We start from the raw sequence: 24,445 nt of genomic DNA, 5'->3' as shown, positions 1-24,445 counted from the left end.
TGGTTTATTTTAGATAAGGCTATTTAATCCTAAATTGAACGTGAATTTGATAAAATTGTTATATTTTTAAAGAGGCTATTAAACAGCCTCTTTTTTATGAAATACTAATATTATTTGATTACATAAAAATTGACGTCACGAGTATCTCGAAGAGCATCAATAAATGGTCTTAATACTTTACTATAAGTTTGCTCTGGATCGTTTTCTTTTGTACATTGGCTTTCTGTGTTATAGCTTTTAGCCATTGCATCATTGGATGCTAAATTATTGTATGGTTTTGTAAAATCACTACCTTTTAAGGTAAGAAGGTGATTCCAATCATTTAAAAGACTTTCCATATATTGGCGACCTTCTTTACATTTTATGCTATTTAAATCAATATTAGGAATAACATATTGATTTATATCACTGAACTTTTTAGGGTTATAAGTAAAACCAATTTTTTCTTCACCAGAATCTCCTTTTAAATACTCAATAAAATCACTTTCACGGTATAATTTTTTTAACCGTTCGTGATAAGATTGTTTTTTCTTTAATCTTAGATTTTGTGTTATTTCTTCTGGAAAAGGCTGATCATAAGAATAATCCCAATGATAATTACTTTTTTCAATCAATACATCATTAATTAATTTTGCTGAAACCTCTATTTCAAATTCTTCACCATTAATAATGACCGGAATGTTATTAATCTCTTTTTTGGATTTTAATATTTTAGTTGCCTCTTCATCGCTGATATCGGTTGTTGAATAGATAGCAGTGTATAAAAAATAGTTACTTTGTGTTGGGTTAATAAGACCTGAGTCTCCAAATTGAGCTGGTTTTACGACAAAATTGAAGTTGTCATCATTATACGATAAGCTATGTTTGCCATATTCAAATGTATAATTAACGCCTGATTTTGCTGGGATGGTTAGTTCGTTTCCATCAATAGTGACTTTGATTTCGTTATTGGTGGGGTTGTCAATCCAACGTTCAATGGAGCTAGGTTCAGAACAACCAACAAGTGTAAGGCTATAAGCTAATAGTAAACAGTATTTTATTTTCTTCATCATAATAAGTGTTTTTATAATATTAAAAAGGATAAGATATTACCATATCGTTGGTAAATCTAAAGAAATTTAATATCTATTGTGTGAATTTTTTTAAAGTAATAATGATAGTTAACCATTTATAACACAAAAATACTTCATGAAGCATGAAATAATTCTCCTTAAAATATAACACACTAACTACACTGCGTAATTTTTTACTTCCGTTTTGCATTAATTATAGGAGTATTTAATATTTGATGATGAAGATCTGCGTTTATCTTAAATAAAAAAATAGGAAATAAAAAGGTTATTTCCTATTTTTATACTGAAACAAGGGGCTTTCCTGAAACTTTTTTACAAAATCTAGTCTAGCTACTCTTTTTGTTCAGAACGCTTCCATTCACAAATTCCATAAATGGCATTAAATAGGTAAATTAAGTATTGTGTTGCGATAATGATATTGTCGGTATAGATATTTAAACCAATTACCAGTACATTTAATATAACCCATAAATACCAGTTAAACGCATATCGCATCATCAATAATAATTGAGCAACAATACCTAGACCAAATATAAAACAGTTAGTTATGAGCTGGTAGGTTGTATTGGTTGCACCAATTTTATCCGTTAAATAAATATTAATAAAAGCGGCAATAATAAGAAATATGATTGTATATAAAAATGTGGTTTCATTGAGTGAGCGAACTTTAACGTTTTTATTATTATCAAGGTTCTTTTGCCAAGTGAATAAACCATAGATGTGTGAACAAAAATAGTAGACAGGCGGTAGTCCAGCACCAATATTGCCGCCAAGAACATTTGCACAACATTCTGCAACAACGGCAAACATACCTAATACATTTCCCATGTTTTTACGTTTTGCTAATAAGATAACGCATAGCAGACCGCAAAAAGCGCCTATGTAAGAAGTAGCGTAGCGTAAATCAAATTCAGTAAATGGGTCAGTGTATAAAAATGCTAGTGTTACACATAATATACAAAAAAATGGATAGAATTTATTACGTCCAATTAAAATGACAAGATTGCTTAATTTATTCATAATTAATACTCTTCATTGTTAATAAGTTGGTTAACCAGTTCAATACAGCGCAAATAGCGCTCTTCATAATCAGGCGAATCGATTTGAATATAATTAATATTATTTTTTTCAAGAATCGAAATGAGTAATTGCTGAAAGTCTTTGCGTTGCTTAGGACTACCTAAATGGCGTAAACCATCAGCGACCCAAGGGGTATTGTTGCCTAATAAAATCACTAAATCAAAACGGTAGTTATTAATCATCGCTTGCAAAAAAGGATGCTCTTTGCCTTCATATTTTTTACAAAAAGCTTGTGTAGTGACAAAATCAGTATCAATAAACGAAACTTTATTGGCATGTTTTATTGCAAAATCAATATATTGTGCATGGCCTAAGGCGATTTTATCATAATCAGCATATTGCAAAGCTCTTTCATCGCCACCAAGATGTGAAAATACATAGTCTCGGCCATATTCCCAAGCACTGGTAGTATTAAATACATTAGCAAGTTTGTTAACTAAGGTTGATTTGCCGCTTGATTCACCACCTAAAATAGCCACCGTTCTAACAAAAAATGGCCTAACTTCTGTTGGAATATATTGCCAATTTTTAAGTGGTGCTTGACGGATTTGTGTACCACTGACTTGCATAAATTGGCGTTTAGGATCGATGAGCACGGTATCTAAATCAAATAAATCTTTATACATCGCAACATCTTGCGGTTCGCTTGAGTAAACACAATCGGGATTTATGCCTTTTTCTTGAAACAATTTTTTGACTCGTGCGCTCCACTCATGCCAACCATTAGGATAAGCAGGGATACCGTCTTCTTCTAATAATTCAATGTGGATATTTTTTTGATATTTAAACGTTTGTAATAACCAGCGAATACGGTCATTAATTGTTGGTTGGCGAGACATAGCGCTTTGCTCAAATAATGCCATATCTCGAGTTGTATCAGAACAAAGTACTACATACAACTCATCAACTTGACTAATTGCACGCTGAATAAGGTAAATGTGCCCAGTATGTAAAGGATAGAATTTACCAAAAATAACACCTACTTTCTTATCTTTGGACGGCTGTTCGATTTGTAAATATTGATGGAGTGATTGTAATTTTTGAGCACTAGGGTTTTTAATTTTATCGTTAATAAGCTGACTTAAATAACCTTTAGTCATTTGACAAGTATCAGCCACAGTTTGTAATGACAAATTTTTTCGTTTGATTGTTTTTTTTAAATAACTGAAGCTACCCATAAAATTCCCCTTACATTTGTTTTTTATTTTTAACAAAATATAACTTAAATTTTATTTTTGTTCAATATACTAAACAAAAATAATTTATTTTTTATCTCACTTCATTAAATGTTATAGAAATTACCCTTAAAATAGTGAATACTTATTTGTTATTAATGAAATAATTTTACTTTTTAACTTAACTATTAAGTTATTTATATTTAAATAATTTTTTAAAAGGAATGGTATGAAAATTCAAAAATTAGCTTTTTTAATTGCATTTGCTTCCAGCAGTGTTTTTGCAAACAACAATGTAACACTTAATAAAGTCACGCTTTTTTTGCAAGGTGCCGAATTACAAGGGCAATCAACGGTATCATTGACAAAAGGCGAAAGTGAAATTTTATTAACTGGAATTGCCAATGGCGTTAAAGCTAATTCCATTAATGTTGGATTTGGCAATGATGCTAACGTGAAAGTATTATCAACATCATTCAATGATAATTATATTGACAATAGTAAAGAAAACCAAGAAATTCAATCTTTACTTGAAGAATTACAAAAGTTACAAGAAAAACACGATACAGTCGAAATTGAATTAAAAGCAGTATCAGAACAAGTTACTCTATTACAAGGGAATCGTTTAGATTTGTTAGTTAAAGGTGCTAATGATGATTTAAATGGAATGCAAAGTGCATTAGATTTTATTAAAACTAATTTAGTTACAGTATTAAACGAACAAAACAAACTACAAAAACAACTCGATGAGATAGATGAGCAGATACTACAATGCCAAGATAAGATCGATAAACAGAAAGCATCAGCAAAAAATACAACAAATGCAATTACCGTAAAAGTTTATTCTAATAAAGATATTACACTGCCTGTTACCTTGTCGTATGTTACTAATAAAGCGGGTTGGGCACCAATTTATGATGTGCGTGTTGCCGATATTAATTCGCCGTTACAGCTAACCTATAAAGCAGATATTTATCAAAATAGTGGTTTAGATTGGCAAAATGTTGATTTTAGTTTATCGACTTCGAATCCAAGTGAAGGAATAATAGCCCCAGATTTAGTTCCTTGGTATATTGATATATATACCCAAAAAGGCGGATTGTTGAAAAGTGATGGTAACATGAGCGCTAAAAAGTCAACAGTTGCCTTAGAGGATGCAGATGTCTATATCGATGATAATAATGATAATGCATTAATCAATACATTAGATATTAATACTCGCTTCGAGGTTAAATTGCCTTATACGATTAAATCCAATAGCAATAATAATATCCTTACATTACAAAATAAAGAAGTGGAGGCAAAATATCATTATATTGCTATTCCTAAATTAGATAGCAATGTGTACTTACAAGCGCAAATTGTTGATTGGGATAGACTTAACCTTTTGCCAGGTAAGTCAACGGTATTTTTTAATGGTAATTATATTGGCGAAAGCTTTATTACTACTAAAGATTTAAAAGAGACGTTAGATATCTCTTTAGGAAAAGATAAAAATATCTTTATTGCTCGTAATCGTAATGTTAATGAAACATCAAAACCATCGTTATTTGGTAATGATATTTCACAAAAATATGCTTACACCATTGACGTAAAAAATGCCAAAACATTACCGATTGATATTGTTGTTTATGATCAATTACCGATAATAGTTAATAAATCCGTTTCACTTGATGATGCTAGATATGATGGTGCAACCTATAATAAAGAAACTGGCGAATTAATATGGGAATTTAAGTTAAACCCAAGCGAAAATAAAAACCTTAATTTAAGTTTTAAACTAACTTATCCAAAAGATAAAGTTAACGATATAATTGGTTTATAAATAAGTGAATAACAGAAATAAAATATGTTAAACGAGTGGTTAAACCAATTTAAACAAGATAGCCAAATTAGTTTGCTAGATATTCATTTGGCAACGTTTTTGACGAATAAAGCAATGTTAAATGATGATATTACTAGCAAACGTTTTAGTTTTTTGGTTCTATCACTAAGTAAAGAGGTTAGATCGGGACATGTTTGTCTTGATCTAACACTCCTAACCCCTCCGGCTATTGATACATCACTTTGGTTAGCTTTAGCGTCGCCAAACGAACAAGATTGGCGCCTCACTCTTGAACAAGCAAGCCATAATCAGGTTGTGAGCGATGGCACAAACTTGTCTCCCCTTGTGTTTATTGAAAATAAACTCTATTTTCAACGAATGTGGTTGGATGAAAAGAATGTCGCACAATATTTTAATCATACGACTTTTAGTGAACAACCAAGTTATTATTCTGATTTAAACACTATACTAAATCAGCTTTTTACTCAGCAACAATCTCAAACTGATTGGCAAGAAGTAGCTGTTGCAGCGGCATTAACACGCAAAGTTGCTATTATTTCGGGTGGGCCGGGCACAGGTAAAACAACAACTGTAGCTAAGATTTTAGCAGGAATTTTATTAACCAACCCTAATGCTCGAATTGTGACGGCAGCGCCAACAGGTAAAGCGGCATCAAGGTTAACAGAATCACTGAGTCGAACAATAGAACAACTCAATTTTGCATCATTAAACCTAAAGGCCGAGGCGATCACCTTACACCGTTTATTAGGTGCAAAAGCTGATAACAGTTCATTTACGTACAACAAAAATAATCCTTTACATATTGATGTGTTAGTTATTGATGAAGCGTCAATGGTTGATTTAAACATGATGGCAAGAGTGATAGAAGCGTTACCTATTTCAGCACGTTTGATTCTGCTAGGTGATAAAGATCAGCTTTCGTCTGTTGAAGCTGGGGCTGTATTTGGTGATCTTTGCGCTTTTATTACTCAAGGTTATAGTCAACCTAGAGCAAAAGAGCTAAGCCAATTAACTGGTTATAATGTGCCAGCTTGTGAACAAACAGCAACAATTACCGACAGTATTTGCTTATTACAAAAGAGTTACCGTTTTAACGAATCATCTGGTATTGGTTTGTTAGCTAATGCTGTGAAAGAAGGGCGCTTAAATGTTGTTAAAAAATTATTATTAGATGAATCATTGAATGATATTCAGTATCACGCTCTTTCTTCACAACAGGCTTATGAAGATGTTTTACACGATAGTATTAATCATTATAAACATTATTTAAATATGATTAAGCAGAATGGAACTGATGATATCGCGTTGATTTTAGCTAAATTTGCTGAATATCGCTTACTTTGCGCAGTAAGAGAAAGCCATTTTGGCGTAGAAGGTTTAAACAAACAAATTGAATTACTTTTAGCCAAAAACAAATTAATTTTTTTGAAAAATAAAGAAGCATGGTATGTTGGTCGACCCATCATGATATTACGTAATAGTGCTTCATTAGGGCTATATAATGGTGATATAGGCATTACATTAAAAGCCGAGCATGATAGTTCAAAATTGCGCGTTTATTTCCCTTTTGCTGATGGATCTATTAAAGGATTTTCTCCATTTCGATTACCCGAACATGAAACGGCTTATGCCATGACAATTCATAAATCACAAGGTTCAGAATTCGATGATGTAAATATTATTTTACCAACTGATAGTTCGCCATTACTTAATCGTTCTTTACTTTATACTGCCATTACCCGTGCTAAAAAAACGGTTTCAATTTATGCGACTGAAGCTATCTTGTTACAAGCAATTAAATCACAAACGCAAAGACATAGTGGTTTAGTCAGTTTATTGCAAAATAATAGCTGATTCTGTTTTGATAAGCATATTTGAGTTTATTTTTTGAAAGATGATGTGTAATTCGAGGAAGAATATAACAGGGCTAAAAGCCCTGTAATAATTAAATTAATGGATGATTTTAGCTAAGAAGTCTTTAGCACGATCTGATTGCGGATTAGTAAAGAACTGCTCTTTTGAGGTATCTTCAATGATTTCACCAGCATCCATAAAGATAACTCGGTGGGCTACCTTACGCGCAAAGCCCATTTCATGAGTAACCACCATCATAGTCATACCTTCATAAGCCAGTTCAACCATAACATCTAGTACTTCGTTTACCATTTCAGGATCGAGTGCTGAAGTTGGTTCATCAAACAACATAACAATAGGATCCATACATAATGCACGAGCGATCGCTACACGTTGTTGTTGACCACCAGAGAGCTGAGCAGGGTATTTATTTGCATGGGCAAGTAAACCAACACGATCTAAAAGATTAAGGGCCTTTTCACTCGCTTCTTTATCCGAACGGCCTAACACTTTAATTTGAGCGAGTGTTAGATTTTTCAAAATTGTTAAATGAGGAAATAACTCAAAGTGTTGAAACACCATGCCCACTTTAGAACGTAATTTTGCTAAATTTGTTGATTTGTTAGTAATTTCTGTACCATTAATAACAATTTTACCTTTTTGAATTGGCTCTAAAGCATTAACGGTTTTTATCAGTGTTGATTTACCTGAACCTGAAGGACCACACACAACAACAACTTCGCCTTTACCAACTCGCGTGGTGCAGTTTTTTAATACCTGAAATTGTCCATACCATTTTGATATATTTTCTAAGGAGATCATCGATTTATCCCTTTTTTAAAATAATTAACTAAACATGAAGCAGTAAAACAAATTACAAAATAACTTGCTGCTGCAAAAATAATCATTGAATATTTATCTGTACCGCCTTGGGTGCCCCCAATTTGAGTTACACTTGCGCCAAATAAATCTATTAACCCCATAACATAAACTAAAGACGTATCTTGAAATAAGATAATACCTTGGGTTAATAATAATGGCACCATAGATCTAAATGCTTGCGGTAAAATAATTAAACGCATTGCTTGGCTTTTAGTCATTCCTAGTGCATAAGCAGCGTGGTATTGTCCTTTTGCAACGGCATTAATACCCGCACGAATGATTTCAGAATAATAGGCAGCTTCAAATAGAGCAAAAGCAATCATCGCTGATGCAATACGTACATCTGCATAAGGTGGTAAGTTAAATACATATTTAATCACTTGTGGTAGTGCTAAATAGAACCATAATAACACTAATAAAAGAGGTATTGAGCGAAATAAAGTAACATAACTTTTTGCAAAAATATTTAATATTTTAATATTAGATAAGCGCATTAACGCCAGTACGGTTCCCCAAACAATGCCAAAAGCAACTGCGATGAAAGTGATTTTAGTTGTTAGCCATAATCCACTTAATAATAATTCATAATTATCTAATACTAATGAAGGGATATTTGCAATCCAATTAATTAACTGCATATTATCCTCCATGACTCATGTTAGGTAAGCGAGTGTACTTTTCAACAATTCGCATCACAGTAATTACCAAATAATTAATCAGCATAAAGGTAATACTCACACCCAACAATATTTCAATAATGCTATTAGTTGACTCATTGATACGATCGATTTGACCAATCAAATCAATTAACCCAATTGTTGAAGCGACCGATGAGTTTTTAATAATATTGGTCATTTCTGATGTTAATGGTGGAATAATACGTCGATAAGCGTTTGGTAATAAAACATACATATAAGCTTGTCGATTCGTTAAACCTAGAGCAATAGCGGCATAGCGTTGACCTTTTGGTAACGTTTGAATGCCAGTTCTTACCTGTTCAGCAATACGTGCTGAAGTAAACAAACCTAGTGCTATTGCCGCAGTGATAAATGCGCTTACATTGGGCGATAAATCAGATATAAACCAAACTTTTATACGGCCACTTAATATTACAGGCAGTATCATGTACCACAAAAACATTTGTACAAGTAATGGAATATTACGAAATAGCTGAATATAACTTGCTGCAAAGTTATTTAAAAATTTATTATCTAATGTTCTACATATCCCAACAAGCGATCCTAGTACAAAAGCGATGATCCATGCAGTAAAAGCTAATGAAGCCGTGACGATAACACCGTCTAAAAGCCAGTTTAAATAAATTCCATCACCATAAGGAGTTGGTTCAAAAAAAAGCATCCAGTTAAAGTTTACAAAGAAGTCGAAAACACGTATACAGCATGCTTTAATAAATTGTATCCAATCAAAAATCATAATATATTTAATTCGCTAAATTAGATCATGTACCAAATGCTGTCACATTCAGTACATGGATGGAAAGACAAGAAAAGTACTAATCTAATGCTTTATCATTAGGATTGGCAAATAGTTCAACCATTTTTGGTGAAATCTCAAGACCCATATTTGCACCTTTTGGCGGAACAGGTTGAGTAAACCATTTGTTATAGGATTCTAATGCCTTTCCTGACTTTTGTGCATCAGCAATGGTTTTATCCATTAATTGTTTAAATTGAGTATCGCCTTTTCTTAACATACAACCATAAGATTCATAAGAAAGCGGTTCACCAATAATTTTCCATTCAGCAGGATTAATTGCACGAGAACGTTCACCAGCAAGTAATGCATCATCCATTAAAAATGCCACAGCGCGACCCGTTTCAAGTGCATTGAATGCATCGCCATGATCTTTTGGCGTAATGATACGAATACCTAGGTTATCTTTATTGTTGATTTGATTTAAACGGATTTCTGACGTTGTGCCAGCAGTAGTTACCACATTTTTGCCTTTTAAATCTTCAATACTATTGATATTGCTATCTGCTTTGACTAAGAAGCGCGTACCAACAATAAAAATACTGTCTGAAAAATCAACTGTTTTTTGACGTTCAAGGTTATTTGTGGTTGAACCACATTCGAAATCATAAGTATAGTTGTTAAGTAATTGAATACGAGTCTTAGAGGTAATTGGTAAATATTTTACTTGAAGATTTGGCAAATTTAATTCTTTTTTAACTGCATCAACAATTAAATTAGAATAGTCTTGTGAATAACCAATAACTTCTTGTTTTTCACCATAATAGGAAAATGGAATCGAAGATTCTCGATGACCAACAACAATAACACCTGTATCTTTAATTTTGGCTAATGTACCGCTTAGCTCTTCTGCAATAGCTGAACCAGTCATTAGGCCTAACATTGCAAACGATAACACTAATTTGGTTAATTTTGTCTTTTTGTTCATACTCATCTCCTACTGTTTATTTTGTATCATATTAAATAATTTTAATATTTTTACAAAGGACGTATATTATAACTTATTTTTTTGCATAAAAGTACTTTTTACTGTCTATTTATTTATCACGGAGCTAGATGCAATCAATAATCAGCGTGTTTTTGCTAATGATTGATTATACCAAAACTTCTTAAACCTAATTATATTTAAGCAAAAATTATGCCAATATCATAAATTATGAACGTCTTTTTATAAAAAGTGAGATAAACATAAATGCCATAATAACAAAGCAAGGAATATTCCCCCATCTTGCATAAGGCGTTAACCCAATTGTTGGTGAAACAGAAGCCGACAAAACATCTGTTTTGAATTGAGGCAATTGTTTAACAATATTGCCATGCTGATCAATAATGGCTGTAATACCTGTATTAGTACTACGAATTAACGGCCGACCAAACTCAAGCGCTCTAGCTTGTGCCATTTGTAAATGCTGTTTAGGACCAATACTATCGCCAAACCATGCATCATTAGACACCGTTAATAAAAAATCACTATCAGGGGTAAATTTTTGTCGCATTAAATCTGACAAAATAATTTCATAACAAATAGCAGGCGTAAATTTAAAGCCTTTTATAACTAATTGTGCTTGCTTTGCTTGGCCAGATTTCATTGATGACATGGGAATATTTAGTAATTCAGCAATTGGCTCAAGTACTGACTCTAGTGGTGTAAATTCACCAAAAGGCACTAAATGGTGTTTTTGATAACGATTTATTGTCGGATATTGATAGGGTTCCTTTTCGCCCAATACTAATAGTGTATTATAGATATCACCATTGGATTGATAACCATCTTCACCAAATCGATAATCAATAATACCGACAGCGATTTCAGCATTATGGGCTCTGGCTTCATTATCCAAATGTTGTAAAAAAGACTGCTGATTAATTTCGTAATCGGTAATGCTAGCTTCTGACCATATGATGATCTTATTTTTTTCAAGATTATCTTGAGTTAGTTTGGCATAGGTTTGTAAGGTATTATTCAGCTGTTCTCTTGTCCAACGAATTGACTGCGAAATATTTCCTTGAATTAAAGCAAAATTAGCTGAACGGGTGTTATCGACGGTTGTCCATTCGATATTGTTGAATGAAATCGGTGCAAAGAAGATCGTAATTAGTGCAATAAACGCACCAAAAGCGTGCCTTTTAGGAATTTTTGCAGTGGCGGATTTTATACCATAAACTAGCAAGCCACATAACACCGTTAAAATTAAATTAACACCATCAATACCAAAGACAGAAAAATAAGCACGTAAAGGACTATCAAGCTGGCTATAACCTAATTGTAACCAAGCAAAACCTGTCAAAATATAGCCACGTAAAAACTCGGTCACTTGCCAAAGAATTGGCGCTACAAGCACAAGCTGTTTGAACGAAAATGGCGTAGCAAACCGATTTGTCAATCTTAATAAAAAGGCGAATAGCATTGGGTAGATAGACAAATACAGAACTAAAAGCCCCAGAATAATTACGGCAACAAAAGGCGGTAACTCTCCATACTGTTTAATACTAATATAAACCCAGTGAACGCCAGCTAAAAAGTAGCCAAAACCCCAACTTAATCCAAGCAACGTGGCTTGTTTTTTAGATTTATCGGCGATAAGCCATAATAACCCAGCAAACGACACAAAGGCTAAAGGCCAAATATGAAAAGGGGCATAACTAAAAACCGCTATACCACCTAAAAGCAAGCTTAATAAAATTGGCTTAAGCATTTTCAGGTAACTCTAAATTAGGTACTGTTGCACCATCAGGAATTGTTACATGCAGTTGAATAATACGCCTTCTATCGGCAATGGCTACTTTAAATTGATAACCATCAATTGTAATACTCTCGCCACGTAAAGGTAAACGACCAAAATGTTGCATCACAAGCCCGCCAATGGTGTCCATTTCATCATCACTAAAATCAGTGGCAAAGATTTCATTAAAATCTTCAACGGGTGTAAGTGCTCGAACAGTATAAACCGAAGGGGACAAGCGACGGATATCACGATCTTCAACCTCGTCATATTCATCTTCAATATCACCAACAATCAGTTCTAAAATGTCTTCGATAGTCACAAGCCCTGACACACCGCCAAACTCATCAATAGCCATTGCCATATGGTAACGCTGCATACGAAACTCTTTTAGCATATGATCAACACGTTTACTTTCAGGCACAACAACGGTTGGTCTAAGGATTTTTTTCAAATCAAAATTATCGACGCCTTGGCGAATAAAAATCAACAGATCTTTTGCCAATAAAATCCCTTCAATATGATCGCGATCTTCACTAATAACAGGATAACGGGAATGCCCATGTTCAGAAATAATATCTAAACACTCATCAAGTGAATAATTGTCTTTAATGGTAACAATTTGAGAGCGGGGGATCATAATATCGCGAATGCGTTGTTCAGCAATATCCATAACGCCTTCGATCATATCAAGCGTATCGAGATCGATAAGCTCGTTTTCTTCGGCTTCGCGGATCACTTCGATCAGTTCTTCTTTATCTTTTGGTTCTGAATGAAATAACTGACTTAACCATAATGCAAACCCTTTTTTAGGTCTCCGGTGATTATCATCACTCATTTGTGCTTTTCCTTTCTTACTTTATTATTAATTTACTATTTTGGGCTTAGTTTACTTAATTTACTTACTTACTAAAAAAGTTTGCAAAATAGCATATAACTAAACGGCCTATCGTACATTTTATTCATCAATGGGTTGATAAGGATCTTCAAACCCCAACTGCTGCATAATATCAATTTCGATATTTTCCATTTCTTCGGCCTCGTCGTCAAGGATATGATCATAGCCTAATAGATGCAAACAACCATGCACAATCATATGTGCCCAGTGTGAAGTTAATGATTTATGTTGCTGATCTGCTTCCGCTTCAACCACTTGCTTACAAATCACCAAATCGCCAAGCAAAGGAACATCAATTTCAATGGGTGACTCAAATGGAAAAGATAATACATTGGTTGGCTTATCTTTATGACGATAGGTATTATTTAATTGCTGACTTTCTTGCTCATCAACAATACGAATAGTTAGCTCGGCATTATCCACAAATTGCGGCAAAATAACCTCTAACCATTGCATAATTTGCGCTTCGGTAGGCAAATTTTGGCAATCTTTGGTAGCAATTTGTAAATCTAAAATTATTGCGCTCATTCTATTTTGATTACCTTAGGTTATTATTCACGATGATAAGGGTGATTAGTCGTTAAACTCCATGCTCGATAAAGGCTTTCAGCCACAATCACGCGTACTAAAGGGTGTGGAAGAGTAAGGGGAGAAAGCGACCAACTCTGCTCGGCTGCCGCTTTACAAGCAGGCGATAACCCCTCAGGGCCACCAATCAATAAACTCACATCTCGCCCGTCGGCTTTCCAACGTTCTAACTGCTCGGCTAAATTATGGGTTGTATAAGGTTTACCGGGAATATCGAGTGTCACAATACGATTACTTTTACCGCAGGCATTTAACATCAACTCGCCTTCTTTGTCTAAAATTCGTACAATGTCGGCATTTTTAGTACGCTTACCTGCAGGGATCTCAACAAGCTCTAACGGCATATCTTTAGGAAAGCGAGCACAATAATCATCAAAAGCTGTTGTAACCCAACTTGGCATCTTGGTACCAACAGCAATAAGCTGAATTTTCACGCCATTAACTCCAAAGCTTTTCCAGTTCGTAAAGCTGACGGCTCTCTTCTTGCATAATATGCACAATCACCGAATCCATATCAACTACAACCCAATCGGCATCAGCTTTCCCTTCACTACCTAATACCAAATGGCCTTGTTTTTTTGCTTCATCAAGTAAATGGTTAGCAATAGAGGATACATGACGGTTTGAAGTGCCAGTACAAATAATCATATAATCGGTAATACTTGATTTGCCACGAACATCAAGGGTAACAATGTCTTTTCCTTTTAGATCATCAATCTTATCAATAATAAAATCTTGTAACGACTGCTGCAAAATAAACTCTCTATGATTAAAAAATAAAGCGGCATTATAGCATATATTTCAAAAATAACGGCGATGATAACTTACACATATTTTTATTGATTATTGGGATTGCTTTTTTCTTTTCTTTTTTGCTAGTTTATCTTCACGCATTTTTTTTATTTGTTCTTTTCTGTTTTTCTTTATTTGGTCTCTTTTCAATTTTTTTTGATTATTTATAGCTAAACGTTTCTCTTTTTTTAGAGTATCTTTTATTGTATTTTTTGCTTTTCGCTTTTTTTCTCTATGTATGCTAAATTCAGCTAACACCTCTGTTAACGACGATATACCCAACAAGAATAAAAGTCCTAAAAATAAACCTAATAAAGATGGATATATTGGGTTGTAATCGTGACCCACGCGCGGAAGGATTCTAACCGTTGCTGCTTCTACAAAATTGGTACTAAATAAAAAAAGTAAGAAAAATATCGCTTTCATAATATATGCAATTTAATGGAATAATTTCCACGTATTTTATCTTATACAAATATATATAGATGTTAAAGGAAATTTGAACAATAAAAAAGCAAAGTTTTATATTTCAATGGCACACATTTTCAAACAAAAAATTAGTGTTGCTGATCCAATTTTTGTAAAAAATATTCAGGAGTCTATACCGTCTTGAGATTAAAATAATGAAAATAATAATACGAAATTTGAATTGAGATGTGGAATAATCAACAAATATTTAGTGCGACAAAAGATAGAAAACACAAGCTTAAACGCGTTATGAATTTTTTAAAGAATGAGTTTTAATTATACGATTTTACTTTTTTATCGACAAAAAAGGCTATAGCTTATAATATAGCTAACTAAATTACTTACAATCAATCATATAATTAATTTTTAAAAATGACTTCAAATATATTAACCATTAAATGTCCACAATGTGGAAGTATCAAACATAGTTCATTGGGCAATGAAAAATATCAGTGTGAAGGTTGTGGTGCTGTTTATTTTGTTGATAAAAATGATGTACATGTTTTTCATCATCAACAATCTGAACCCAAAAAAACTATCCAGTCAAAAAATAATACAATCAATATTGTGGTTATAGTTTGTGCATCGATTTTTTGTACGGTGATCTTTGGCGTTATAGCTGTTTTGCAGGTTTTAGGCAGTGAAGGCTTTTTTGAATCTAAACCCGTAGCATATTCAGCAAAAAGTACATCAGATAAAAATCGTACAAATCCACCTGCTACGGTTAATAAAGAAAAATGGACTCATAAAAATATTGATATTTTTGTGTATAAAGATACACCTTATTTGATTATGAAAAGTAAATTAAAAATATCAAAAGACGATCCATTTTCAAGAAGAGAAGAACAGCATTTCATTAAAATTTATGATACCCAAGCAAATCAGTTTGTTGGTCAATTTGAATTGCCTATTGATGAAAAAAGTCATTTTTCAGAACCTATTCCCTATGAATTAAGAAAATGGGACAACGATGATTTTTTATTGCTGATTGATAAACAAAAATTATATCGATTAAATAAGCATAATAAAATTTTTGAATATGTTAATGATACCATGTTTGCAAAACAACCTGAGTTTTCACAAGGATTGGCAGAAATTAAGTTTGTAAGCAAAGAATGGGGTGACGGTTTGTATGTGTATACCAATAAAGGGAAGCATTTTTATTTTTATCCTAATATAGATAAACTTTATAAAGATGATGAATTTTATAAAGCAAGAACAGGAGCAACGCCATTACCTGCCAATTTCTCAGTACGTACAGCTTTTAGCTTTAGCACAATAAGCAATGATTACCCTGATGAAAATTGTCGATTAATACAATATGAGTATCAGTATTTACCCGGTTATCCACGTGAAGAGGCATGGTTTAAATGGTCAAATTTTTACTATACAAAACAAAATCAAGCTATTGTTATTATTAACAGCGATACGCCTTATGAAAAAGTTCTTTTGGAACCATGGCTAAAGAAAGCATCTAGAACGTTAAAATATCGAGATTTTACCCCAGATCGTGTTTATTTCTTCCCTAAATTGCTCGATGATAATGGTGATTCGTTGCTAATTGCTTTTTCTACATCACCAGTCAAGAAAGATAATTATGTTATTCAATTATTAGATACGAAAGATGCAGATATTCGTTGGAGCTATAATTTTCCTTTAACGTTCAATAGCGTTAAGGCAAAAATATTGAATGATCGCATTATATTGATGACAGCAGATAAATTAATTCAATTAAATCATGATGGTAAACAAGATTTTATCTTAGATACAAAGTCTTTAGACAGTAATAAGGAATGAATGTAATTATGTTTAGTTTTTTTAAAAAACAATTAGCTTCGGTTATAGAATGGCGTGACAATTCAACTGATATATTGTGGTATCAGTTTCCCGCTAGCAATAATGATCAAATTATCAATGCCAGTAAGCTTATTGTTGCTCCAGGGCAAGGTGCAGTGCTAGTTTATGAAGGTAAAATAGCCGATGTGATTGAAGACGTTGGTATCTATAATTTAAAAACCGATAACCATCCATTTATTACAACAATGCTAAAAATAAGGCAGTCTTTTAAGAGTGAACACAAACTTTATATTTATTTTTTCAAAAAAAACAATATCGTTAATCAAGGATGGGGTACCGCATCACCCATTAAGTATTTAGAGCCAGAATATCAGTTCCCAATTCAACTTAAAATGAATGGTAACTATGCTTTTTCAATCGGTAATATTCAACAATTTTATCAACAAATTATTGGTCAACGTAATCAATATACAACTCAAGAAGCAAAAGAATTAATTTCAAATCGTATTATTCAAGAAATAACAAGTTTACTTGCTCAAATGCAATATAGTTATTTGCAAATAGATTCAAAATTAAGTGAACTATCTGAAAATGTTAAAATGCATTTAATTGATGAATTTGTTAAGTTAGGTTTAACTTTGTCTGATTTTCGTATTGTGGCTTCTCAGTTTGATAGTGAAACCGAAAAAAGAATTGCTAAAATAGCTGACATTTCGGCCGATGCAATTGCCGCGAGCAAAGGTAATTTAAGTTATATTGAAATGGAAAAATTACAAGCTATGCGTGATGCGGCTAAAAATGAAGGGGGAATAGCAGGTTTAGGTGCTCAATTTGTAGCAGGTGCCGAATTATCAAAAATCTACACTCAAAATGTAGCAGATACTGATAATAAGCAAGGCTCTTCTGACTTTGAAAAGATCGATAACGATGATATATATAGTAAGTTAACAAAATTAAAACAATTGTTAGATATCGGGGTAATTACTCAAGCAGAGTATGATGCAAAGAAAAAAGAGTATATTGATAAGCTTTAATTAAGGAATAACAGAATGAAAACATTTTTAGCCAGTCTTCTTATTGCTTTTATTTTTACGTTGTCACTAGGGATAATATTATTAATATGGGATATAAATGTATTTCAATATGTTGATATAACTAAAATCCTTTTAACTATTTTAACTATTGTTGTTAGTAGCATTATATTATGCCTTATTTGGGCATTACTTTTTAATAATGGCGAATACCGCTATGATAAAAAAGAGGGTAATGTAGCCCAATTTAAAGAAAAATAATAGGTTGTTGATAAATAACTATTATTCTTGAAAAGATATCAACCAAAGTTTGTAAATATATCAAGCCGAATTATAAACTAATAACGTTGTCAGTTGTTTGACAATATAGTAAATAAATACTCGGGCCAAATTTAATTAAAGCGAAATCATACGATCAAACAACGGGTTATCTGTCAATCGGTGCGTCACCATTAGTAACGTTTTACCATTACAGGTTTGTTTAATCAATTGAATTATTTGCTGTTCTGTTTTTTGATCAAGACTTTCAGTTGGTTCGTCCATTAAAATTAATGACGAATTATGTAACAATGCTCTTGCAAGGCCAATACGGCGGATTTCGCCTCCTGATAGTGAGCGACCACCTTGTCCAAGCGGTAAGTTTAGCCCTTGTTCTGTGGTGAGCAGTTTGTCGAGTTCGACTTGATGCAATACCGTTATGAGTTGTTCATCAGTTGCTTGTTGGTTTCCGATTAATAAATTGTGCCGTAGGCTATCACTAAAAATAGTAATCACTTGTGGAACAACGGCAATGGCTTGTCGAAGTGTAGGTTCGTCGAGTTGGTTTATTGGTGTGTCGTTAATAAAAATCGTTCCTGAATTTGGTTCCCAATTGCGTGTGATTAAACTTAATAAAGTCGATTTGCCGCAACCCGTTTTGCCAATTAAGCCAATATGTTCACCAGCTTTGACTGTTAAAGAAAAATCAGTTAATACCGCAAAAGGTTGATTTGGATAGCTAAAGTTGATGTTACTTAACTGTAATTTAGCCGATTTTAGATCAATTAGTTGTCCTTGTGTTGTAAATTCGACATCAGGCTTTTGATTAAAAATAGTGGTAGTGCGAGTAGCCGATGTGAGTACTTGCCCTAAAAAGATAAAAGCGCCAGGAATGGGCATAAGTATTTCAGCACTAGCAAGGCTGACAAAGACAAATAACGCCACTAAAGGCGATAGGGTGTATTGTGTGATTAGCCATAGTACTAATAAGGTTAAAAATCCTGCAATTAATAAGACAAGCGCACTTGATAGCGCCATTAGTGTTGATTGGCGTTGTTGGTTGTAAAGCCAACTCGATTCAAGTTCATCAAGTTTTGCGCGATAGCGTGATTGTGCATTAAATAAAGTAAGTTCGGCTTGTCCTTGTAGGTAGTTAACTAATAGTAGTCGATACTCACTTTGTTGCTTTGCCAGTGTTGTTCCTAATTGCTTACCTGCTTGATAAAAGATAACAGGCACCACCAATAAGGTAGTGGTTAGAATAATGCTTATGATTAATGCAATCGGTAAGTTGATACTTGCTAACCCAATAAATAACACTCCAATAGTTACAAGAGCAGTGACAATAGGCGAAAACAGCTTTAGATATAAGTGATCAAGCGCATCAATATCGACAATAAAGCGATTAAGTAAGTCAGCTTTTTGATATTGAGCAAGTTGATTGGCACTGAGGGGGAGTATTCTTTTAAATGCCAAGGTTCTTAAATAAGAAAGAAGTTTAAACGTCGTGTTGTGATCAACTAAACGCTCCATATAACGTGCAGCGGTTCGCGTTATTGCAGCTGCGCGCACGCCTGCGGCCGGTAACATATAGTTAAAAGAATATAACCCCGCCACGCCAACAACTGCAGTAGAAGCTAAAAACCATCCCGATAATGATAACAAAAATACGCTAGCAAATAGGGTTAAAATAGACAGCGATAATCCCAATAAAATCTGCCAAAAATAGTGTTTGTAAAGTGCAATATAGGGACGCAGAGTGGTTAGCATGTACTCTCCTTGTTATGATAATGCAGTTTTCCTTGTGATAATTGCCATATTTGATCAAAATGCTGCATATCATCATTTTGATGAGTAACAGTAATGCTATTTGTGGCAATATTTTGCTGTTCTAAGTTTTGTACAGTTTGTTTATCTAAACTGGCTGTTGGTTCATCAAGGATCAATAGTTGGCAGGGTTTTAACATGGCTCGGGCTAATGCCACACGCTGTGCTTGCCCAACGGATAATCTAACCGCTTCTTCTCCGACTTGTGTCTCTAAACCTGCAGGTAATTTGGCAATGACTTCGGTTAATTGCGATTTGCAAATCACTGCTTCAATTTCTTGTTCTGATGCATTTGGTTTGCCAAGTAAAATATTGTCACGCACTGAGCCGTTAATTAAATACGGATTTTGGCCGATCCAACTAATTTGTTGTTGCCACGTTTTGATATCTAACTGGTTAAATTCAATACCATTAATTTTGAGTGATCCTTGATAAGGTAAAAATCCTAATAAAACCTGCATTAACGAGGTTTTACCTTCACCACTTGTTCCAATGAGAGCCAATTTAAAAGGTGCGTGTAACGAAAATGATAACGGTCCAACAATAGGTTGTCCTTCGTTTGATATTACAACTAAGTTATCGGCCTCAATGGTTTGTAAGGATTGAGCAAATGGGATATTTGATAATGCCACGTTAGCATGTTGTTGAGGGGATTTTTGGGTTAAGAATGCTTCGATATTATCAGCAGCGGCAATAGCTTCAGCTTTGGCATGGTAATAAGTTCCTAGATCCCGTAAGGGTTGAAAAAACTCAGGCGCTAAGATCAACGCAAAAAAGCCCGCAAATAGAGTAATTGTTCCATTATAAGCACCAAAATTAAATTCGCCTAAATATGAAAAACCAAAATAAACGGCAACAACAGCGATTGAAATTGAAGTAAAGAATTCTAATACCGCTGATGATAAGAACGCCATTTTTAATACTTGCATGGTTTTAATGCGAAAATCTTCCGAGGCTTTTGTAATTTCGTTGGCTTGTCTGTCACCTTGGTTAAATAGGCGAATGGTACTTAAACCTTTTAAGCGATCTAAAAAGTGGCCACTTAAATAAGCCAGAGCTTTAAAATGACGGCGGTTAATGTCAGCAGCACCCATACCGACTAATATCATAAAGATAGGAATAAGTGGTGCAGTACAAAGCAAAATGGTTGCAGCAGCCCAGTTAAATGGCAATATTGCAATACAAATTAAAATGGGCGTCATGCTTGCTAACCGCATTTGAGGCAAATAACGGGCGAAAAAGTCATGTAATTTGTCGACTTGCTCAATCAGCAAGGTGCTCGATGCACCGGTGGTAGTTTGATTTAAATAGGCAGGGCCATATAGTTCAAGTTGATTAATTAATTGGTGCCGAATTTGTTGGCGAATTTTTTTACCTATAGCAAAGTTGATTTTTTCGCGTAGATAAATAAAACCAGCTCGGATTAGTAGTACCGCTATTAGTGCACTAAAAGAGGGTAAAATGTCTACAAAAGGGTGCTGATCAATAATAAGTTTTTGTAAAATAATGGCTAGTAATGCAGCTTGGGTAATAACCAAGATTGTTAACATAAAACCTGTTAATGTTGATACACGCAAATCATTTTTATGTTTTTTTGCCTGCTGTTTTAGCCAGCCTAAAAGGTATGTTTGGCGTTTTTTATCTAATGACATGTAGATTGTTACTTTTTATTTTAAGTTGTCTAAATAATGTTCCGCATCTAAAGCTGCCATACAACCCGTTCCTGCTGATGTAATAGCTTGTCGATAAACATGATCCATCACATCACCAGCAGCAAAAATACCTTCGACACTGGTTTGAGTTGCATTACCTTCAGTACCTGATTGTACTTTGATATAGCCGCCATTGAGTTCAAGCTGACCTTCAAATATCGTGGTATTAGGTTTGTGACCAATGGCGATAAACACACCTAAAACCGAGATTTCTTCGGTTATGTTAGGGTCTTGTGTGCTACGAATCCTAACGCCTGTTACGCCCATATCATCACCTAATACTTCGTCAACAATGCGATGAGTATGTAAAATCACTTTGCCTTCTTTAATTTTTTCAGCCAAGCGATCCATTAATATTTTTTCAGCTCTAAAGCTGTCTCGACGGTGAATTAAGTGTACTTCACTGGCAATATTGGCTAAGTAAAGTGTTTCTTCAACAGCTGTATTACCACCGCCCACGACAGCAACTTTTTGATTGCGGTAAAAAAATCCGTCACAGGTAGCACACGCCGACACGCCTTTACTTTTAAACGCTTCTTCAGACGGTAGACCAAGATATTGTGCCGAAGCACCTGTTGCAATAATGAGTGCATCACAGCTATATTCTGTCTCACTACCAAAAAGCTTATAAGGTTTAGTGCTAAAATCGACACGATCAATTTGATCTAAAATAATTTCAGTATTGAATCTTTCGGCATGTTCTTGCATTTTAGCCATTAATTCAGGTCCTGTTAGATCAGGGGCGCCTGCTGGCCAGTTTTCAAGGTCGGTGGTGGTAGTGAGTTGCCCACCTTGTTGCATTCCTGTAATTAATACCGGTGAAAGGTTAGCTCGAGCAGCATAAACAGCAGCGGTATAACCAGCTGGGCCAGAACCAAGTATTAAAAGGCGTGCGTGTTTGGTTTTCATGTTTAAATCCTTACCTATTTTTTTAATTTTGGTTATTTTAAACAAAATTAACTCAATTTATGGCTGATAAGTCTAACATTATCAATCTTTATCGTGCAAAATAATTCGTTATTGCAGCAATAGGTTATAACAATAAGAATTATTGTTTAAGTAAAATTACGTTATCTTTTTCTTTTCAATTGCTTTATATATCTTTGTTATTTTTTTAAATTACGGTTATTTTAGTTTTTTATTTTTAGTGTTTAAAATATGTGCTTTTATTTTTAACTCCATTTTTTTAAGAATTCTTTTTTTATTACCTGATGATCTTTCTTGATTATCGGTTTATTTTACATCCTGACAAAAGTAAGGGGGGGGAGACGATATGGATAATTCTTCAAGAGATAACGTAGAAGCCGTGCTTAGAAAAATTAATTGGGCACAAGAGATTTTAAATTCAGTAAAACAAAATGTTAGCGATCCTCAGATTGGTAATATTTTATCTGGTATTTCATTTATTATGGATTCGGCCTCAATGGATGCCGAAGCGCTTTATCAATCCATTAAATAATATTTAATAAAGTGTAGCAATTCCTCGCGTTGTTTGCAGTAATTTGAAAAACTACTGTAATAAATATACATAAAAAACCAAAATTAACGCCCTATAACAGACAAGAAATAGGGCGCTGATATCATAAAGAAAAATAACCGTTACTAATTAGGCCAAACAATCTATGGTCATTCGCTAGAGCATTTATAATATGCTAAAAAAGCCTGATGAAAGCTGTCAGTTCTTTTAACCTGCTAGAATGAACACTATAAAAACTGCCTGCCAAAATGCGATGTCTATCTAAAACATGCTATTTATAACCTCAAAAAACGCATTTAACATTAAATAACATCACTCTTCTGAATATAACACACTAATAAAAGTGTAATTTTTTAGATAAACGGTGTAATCACTATTGGGTATTTACTCGACTGCTCTTTTTTTAGGATAAATTTTTGTAAAAAATATTCAGGAGTCTATACCGTCTGGAGATTAAAAAATGAAAAGAGTGATACGAACTTTAAATTGAAATGTGGCATAATCAACAAATATTTAGTGATAAAAAAGACAACAAAACTTAAATGTTTTATTAATTTTTATAATACCGTTAAACTGCATAAAATGATTTCAGGGAAAACTCCTTATGCGTTTTTAGAGGTTCAGTCAGCCCTTGGCCTTAACTAAAAAATAATTAATTTTACCAAAAAAAAGAGATAAAAATATGGAACTAAGAGATAAGCTAAATACGAGACAAAAATATCAAGAAAATATAGAATTCGACGAAAATTGTATCACAAGAGATTTGAAAGAATATAATGAATATGGTTCTAGTTGGAATTCAGAAAAAATCATGAAACATTTCTCTATTCTTTTAATGAGAAATAGACAAATATTAATATCCAAATATTCAATAGGACAACCTATACCAAACTTAATAGAAGATTATAAAAGAAGTGTTTCTTTTATGGAAAAAGGTTGGAAAGCAATATCAGGTTATATTGAGATGGTTTGGATGCTATCTATCGGTATTATGCTGGAGGCAGAACCAGATATATTTGAAAAATTAAAATCTTTGGTTGAAAGGGATCATCTCAATGATTATCTGGTTGATTTTATTTTACAAAACAGTACCCAATGGAGAAAGCAAACGGCAAAGTTTGAATTTCCAAGACCTTATAAAGCAACTCAAGACATTATTTCATTGGCTCAAACTGGATCGGCTACACTAATTCATACAACTTTTTTAAGGGGTAAGGTAAACTTATCACAACTAAAAAAGGAACAAATATGAATAAGATTAAACGCAAAAGACGAACATTCACAGATGATTTTAAACAGCAAATGGTCAGTCTTTATCAACATGGTAAATCACGTAGTGAAATCGTTGCAGAATATGATTTGACGCCATCCGCATTGGACCGTTGGATAACGCAATCAAGCCAAAGTGGCTCATTTAAAACAAAAGATAATCGCAGTCCACAAGAACAAGAGTTAATCGCGTTGCGTAAA

The 24,445-nt window shown here is 33.6% G+C and carries 24 protein-coding genes; 8 read left to right on the top strand and 16 right to left on the bottom strand.

Going from position 1 to position 24,445, the window contains the following annotated elements; all coding sequences use genetic code 11:
- Window positions 1–110 precede the first annotated feature (110 nt).
- The 3 genes from A9G35_RS06780 to nadR all read right to left on the bottom strand — a co-directional run bounded on the left by A9G35_RS06780 (window position 111) and on the right by nadR (window position 3,331).
- Entirely contained in the window at window positions 111–1,052 is a 942-nt protein-coding gene (locus A9G35_RS06780; RefSeq protein WP_065636218.1) for a hypothetical protein, read from the bottom strand.
- A 351-nt stretch (window positions 1,053–1,403) separates the two neighbouring features.
- Entirely contained in the window at window positions 1,404–2,093 is a 690-nt protein-coding gene (gene pnuC / locus A9G35_RS06775; RefSeq protein ID WP_065636217.1) for a nicotinamide riboside transporter PnuC, read from the bottom strand.
- 2 nt (window positions 2,094–2,095) lie between these two features.
- Window positions 2,096–3,331 (bottom strand): multifunctional transcriptional regulator/nicotinamide-nucleotide adenylyltransferase/ribosylnicotinamide kinase NadR, encoded by a 1,236-nt coding sequence (nadR, locus tag A9G35_RS06770; RefSeq protein WP_065636216.1) that lies wholly within the window; start codon window positions 3,329–3,331, stop codon window positions 2,096–2,098.
- 226 nt (window positions 3,332–3,557) lie between these two features.
- On the opposite strand from nadR, the gene A9G35_RS06765 reads away from it, so the two are divergent.
- Both A9G35_RS06765 and recD read left to right on the top strand, forming a co-directional pair.
- A complete protein-coding gene (locus tag A9G35_RS06765; protein WP_065636215.1) occupies window positions 3,558–5,153 on the top strand; it encodes a DUF4139 domain-containing protein in 1,596 nt (531 codons plus the stop codon).
- 24 nt (window positions 5,154–5,177) lie between these two features.
- On the top strand, window positions 5,178–7,028 hold the full coding sequence (gene recD / locus A9G35_RS06760) for an exodeoxyribonuclease V subunit alpha (protein ID WP_065636214.1): 1,851 nt from the start codon (window positions 5,178–5,180) through the stop codon (window positions 7,026–7,028).
- A gap of 96 nt (window positions 7,029–7,124) precedes the next feature.
- Here the strand turns inward: recD and A9G35_RS06755 are convergent, their stop codons facing one another.
- The 10 genes from A9G35_RS06755 to A9G35_RS06710 all read right to left on the bottom strand — a co-directional run bounded on the left by A9G35_RS06755 (window position 7,125) and on the right by A9G35_RS06710 (window position 14,831).
- A complete protein-coding gene (locus A9G35_RS06755) occupies window positions 7,125–7,850 on the bottom strand; it encodes an amino acid ABC transporter ATP-binding protein (protein WP_065636213.1) in 726 nt (241 codons plus the stop codon).
- Window positions 7,847–8,548: an ABC transporter permease subunit gene (locus A9G35_RS06750; RefSeq protein ID WP_065636212.1), complete on the bottom strand. Its 702-nt coding sequence runs from the start codon at window positions 8,546–8,548 to the stop codon at window positions 7,847–7,849. Before A9G35_RS06750 ends, A9G35_RS06755 begins: the two co-directional genes overlap by 4 nt.
- A 1-nt stretch (window position 8,549) precedes the next feature.
- A complete protein-coding gene (locus tag A9G35_RS06745) occupies window positions 8,550–9,269 on the bottom strand; it encodes an amino acid ABC transporter permease (RefSeq protein ID WP_065636243.1) in 720 nt (239 codons plus the stop codon).
- Between the two features lie 154 nt (window positions 9,270–9,423).
- Window positions 9,424–10,332, bottom strand: coding sequence for a glutamate/aspartate ABC transporter substrate-binding protein (locus A9G35_RS06740; protein ID WP_065560951.1), 909 nt, complete (start codon window positions 10,330–10,332; stop codon window positions 9,424–9,426).
- A 226-nt stretch (window positions 10,333–10,558) separates the two neighbouring features.
- Complete coding sequence (gene lnt, locus A9G35_RS06735) at window positions 10,559–12,100, bottom strand: apolipoprotein N-acyltransferase (protein ID WP_065636211.1); 1,542 nt, start codon at window positions 12,098–12,100, stop codon at window positions 10,559–10,561.
- Complete coding sequence (gene corC / locus A9G35_RS06730) at window positions 12,093–12,965, bottom strand: CNNM family magnesium/cobalt transport protein CorC (RefSeq protein WP_065636210.1); 873 nt, start codon at window positions 12,963–12,965, stop codon at window positions 12,093–12,095. The genes lnt and corC overlap by 8 nt, the downstream gene beginning before the upstream one ends.
- 120 nt (window positions 12,966–13,085) lie before the next feature.
- On the bottom strand, window positions 13,086–13,553 hold the full coding sequence (gene ybeY, locus A9G35_RS06725) for an rRNA maturation RNase YbeY (protein ID WP_065636209.1): 468 nt from the start codon (window positions 13,551–13,553) through the stop codon (window positions 13,086–13,088).
- A gap of 23 nt (window positions 13,554–13,576) precedes the next feature.
- Window positions 13,577–14,047, bottom strand: coding sequence for a 23S rRNA (pseudouridine(1915)-N(3))-methyltransferase RlmH (gene rlmH / locus A9G35_RS06720; RefSeq protein ID WP_065636208.1), 471 nt, complete (start codon window positions 14,045–14,047; stop codon window positions 13,577–13,579).
- 4 nt (window positions 14,048–14,051) lie between these two features.
- A complete protein-coding gene (rsfS, locus tag A9G35_RS06715; protein ID WP_065636207.1) occupies window positions 14,052–14,369 on the bottom strand; it encodes a ribosome silencing factor in 318 nt (105 codons plus the stop codon).
- An 87-nt stretch (window positions 14,370–14,456) separates the two neighbouring features.
- Window positions 14,457–14,831 (bottom strand): hypothetical protein, encoded by a 375-nt coding sequence (locus tag A9G35_RS06710; RefSeq protein ID WP_065636206.1) that lies wholly within the window; start codon window positions 14,829–14,831, stop codon window positions 14,457–14,459.
- A gap of 414 nt (window positions 14,832–15,245) precedes the next feature.
- Here A9G35_RS06710 and A9G35_RS06705 point away from each other — a divergent pair, with 414 nt between their 5' ends.
- Genes A9G35_RS06705 through A9G35_RS06695 form a run of 3 tightly spaced genes read left to right on the top strand, consistent with a single transcriptional unit; the run spans window position 15,246 to window position 17,962 of the window.
- On the top strand, window positions 15,246–16,670 hold the full coding sequence (locus A9G35_RS06705) for a hypothetical protein (protein ID WP_141673812.1): 1,425 nt from the start codon (window positions 15,246–15,248) through the stop codon (window positions 16,668–16,670).
- Window positions 16,671–16,678: 8 nt separating this feature from the next.
- Complete coding sequence (locus A9G35_RS06700; RefSeq protein WP_218057218.1) at window positions 16,679–17,704, top strand: SPFH domain-containing protein; 1,026 nt, start codon at window positions 16,679–16,681, stop codon at window positions 17,702–17,704.
- A gap of 15 nt (window positions 17,705–17,719) precedes the next feature.
- Entirely contained in the window at window positions 17,720–17,962 is a 243-nt protein-coding gene (locus A9G35_RS06695) for a hypothetical protein (RefSeq protein ID WP_065636203.1), read from the top strand.
- A gap of 135 nt (window positions 17,963–18,097) precedes the next feature.
- On the opposite strand, the gene cydC is transcribed toward A9G35_RS06695, so the two are convergent.
- From cydC to trxB, 3 genes are read right to left on the bottom strand one after another with little or no spacing between them, the layout of a single operon-like run.
- Window positions 18,098–19,729, bottom strand: coding sequence for a heme ABC transporter ATP-binding protein/permease CydC (cydC, locus tag A9G35_RS06690; RefSeq protein ID WP_065636202.1), 1,632 nt, complete (start codon window positions 19,727–19,729; stop codon window positions 18,098–18,100).
- A complete protein-coding gene (cydD, locus tag A9G35_RS06685; protein ID WP_065636201.1) occupies window positions 19,723–21,438 on the bottom strand; it encodes a heme ABC transporter permease/ATP-binding protein CydD in 1,716 nt (571 codons plus the stop codon). The genes cydC and cydD overlap by 7 nt, the downstream gene beginning before the upstream one ends.
- Before the next feature lie 15 nt (window positions 21,439–21,453).
- A complete protein-coding gene (trxB, locus tag A9G35_RS06680) occupies window positions 21,454–22,407 on the bottom strand; it encodes a thioredoxin-disulfide reductase (protein ID WP_065636200.1) in 954 nt (317 codons plus the stop codon).
- A gap of 364 nt (window positions 22,408–22,771) precedes the next feature.
- Between trxB and A9G35_RS06675 the strand changes: the two genes are divergently transcribed.
- The 3 genes from A9G35_RS06675 to A9G35_RS06665 form a co-directional block, all read left to right on the top strand.
- On the top strand, window positions 22,772–22,957 hold the full coding sequence (locus A9G35_RS06675; protein ID WP_065636199.1) for a hypothetical protein: 186 nt from the start codon (window positions 22,772–22,774) through the stop codon (window positions 22,955–22,957).
- Window positions 22,958–23,657: 700 nt separating this feature from the next.
- Entirely contained in the window at window positions 23,658–24,227 is a 570-nt protein-coding gene (locus A9G35_RS06670; RefSeq protein WP_065636198.1) for a PoNe immunity protein domain-containing protein, read from the top strand.
- Window positions 24,224–24,445: transposase (locus A9G35_RS06665; protein WP_065636197.1), on the top strand; the 222-nt coding region annotated here is incomplete at its 3' end. The genes A9G35_RS06670 and A9G35_RS06665, both read left to right, overlap by 4 nt.

Origin of the sequence: Gilliamella sp. Choc5-1 (assembly GCF_001690595.1) — a bacterium.
Lineage (GTDB): Bacteria > Pseudomonadota > Gammaproteobacteria > Enterobacterales > Orbaceae > Gilliamella > Gilliamella apicola_M.
Note: the sequence above shows the minus strand (reverse complement) of the source record. Positions and strands in the feature narration are given on the sequence as shown.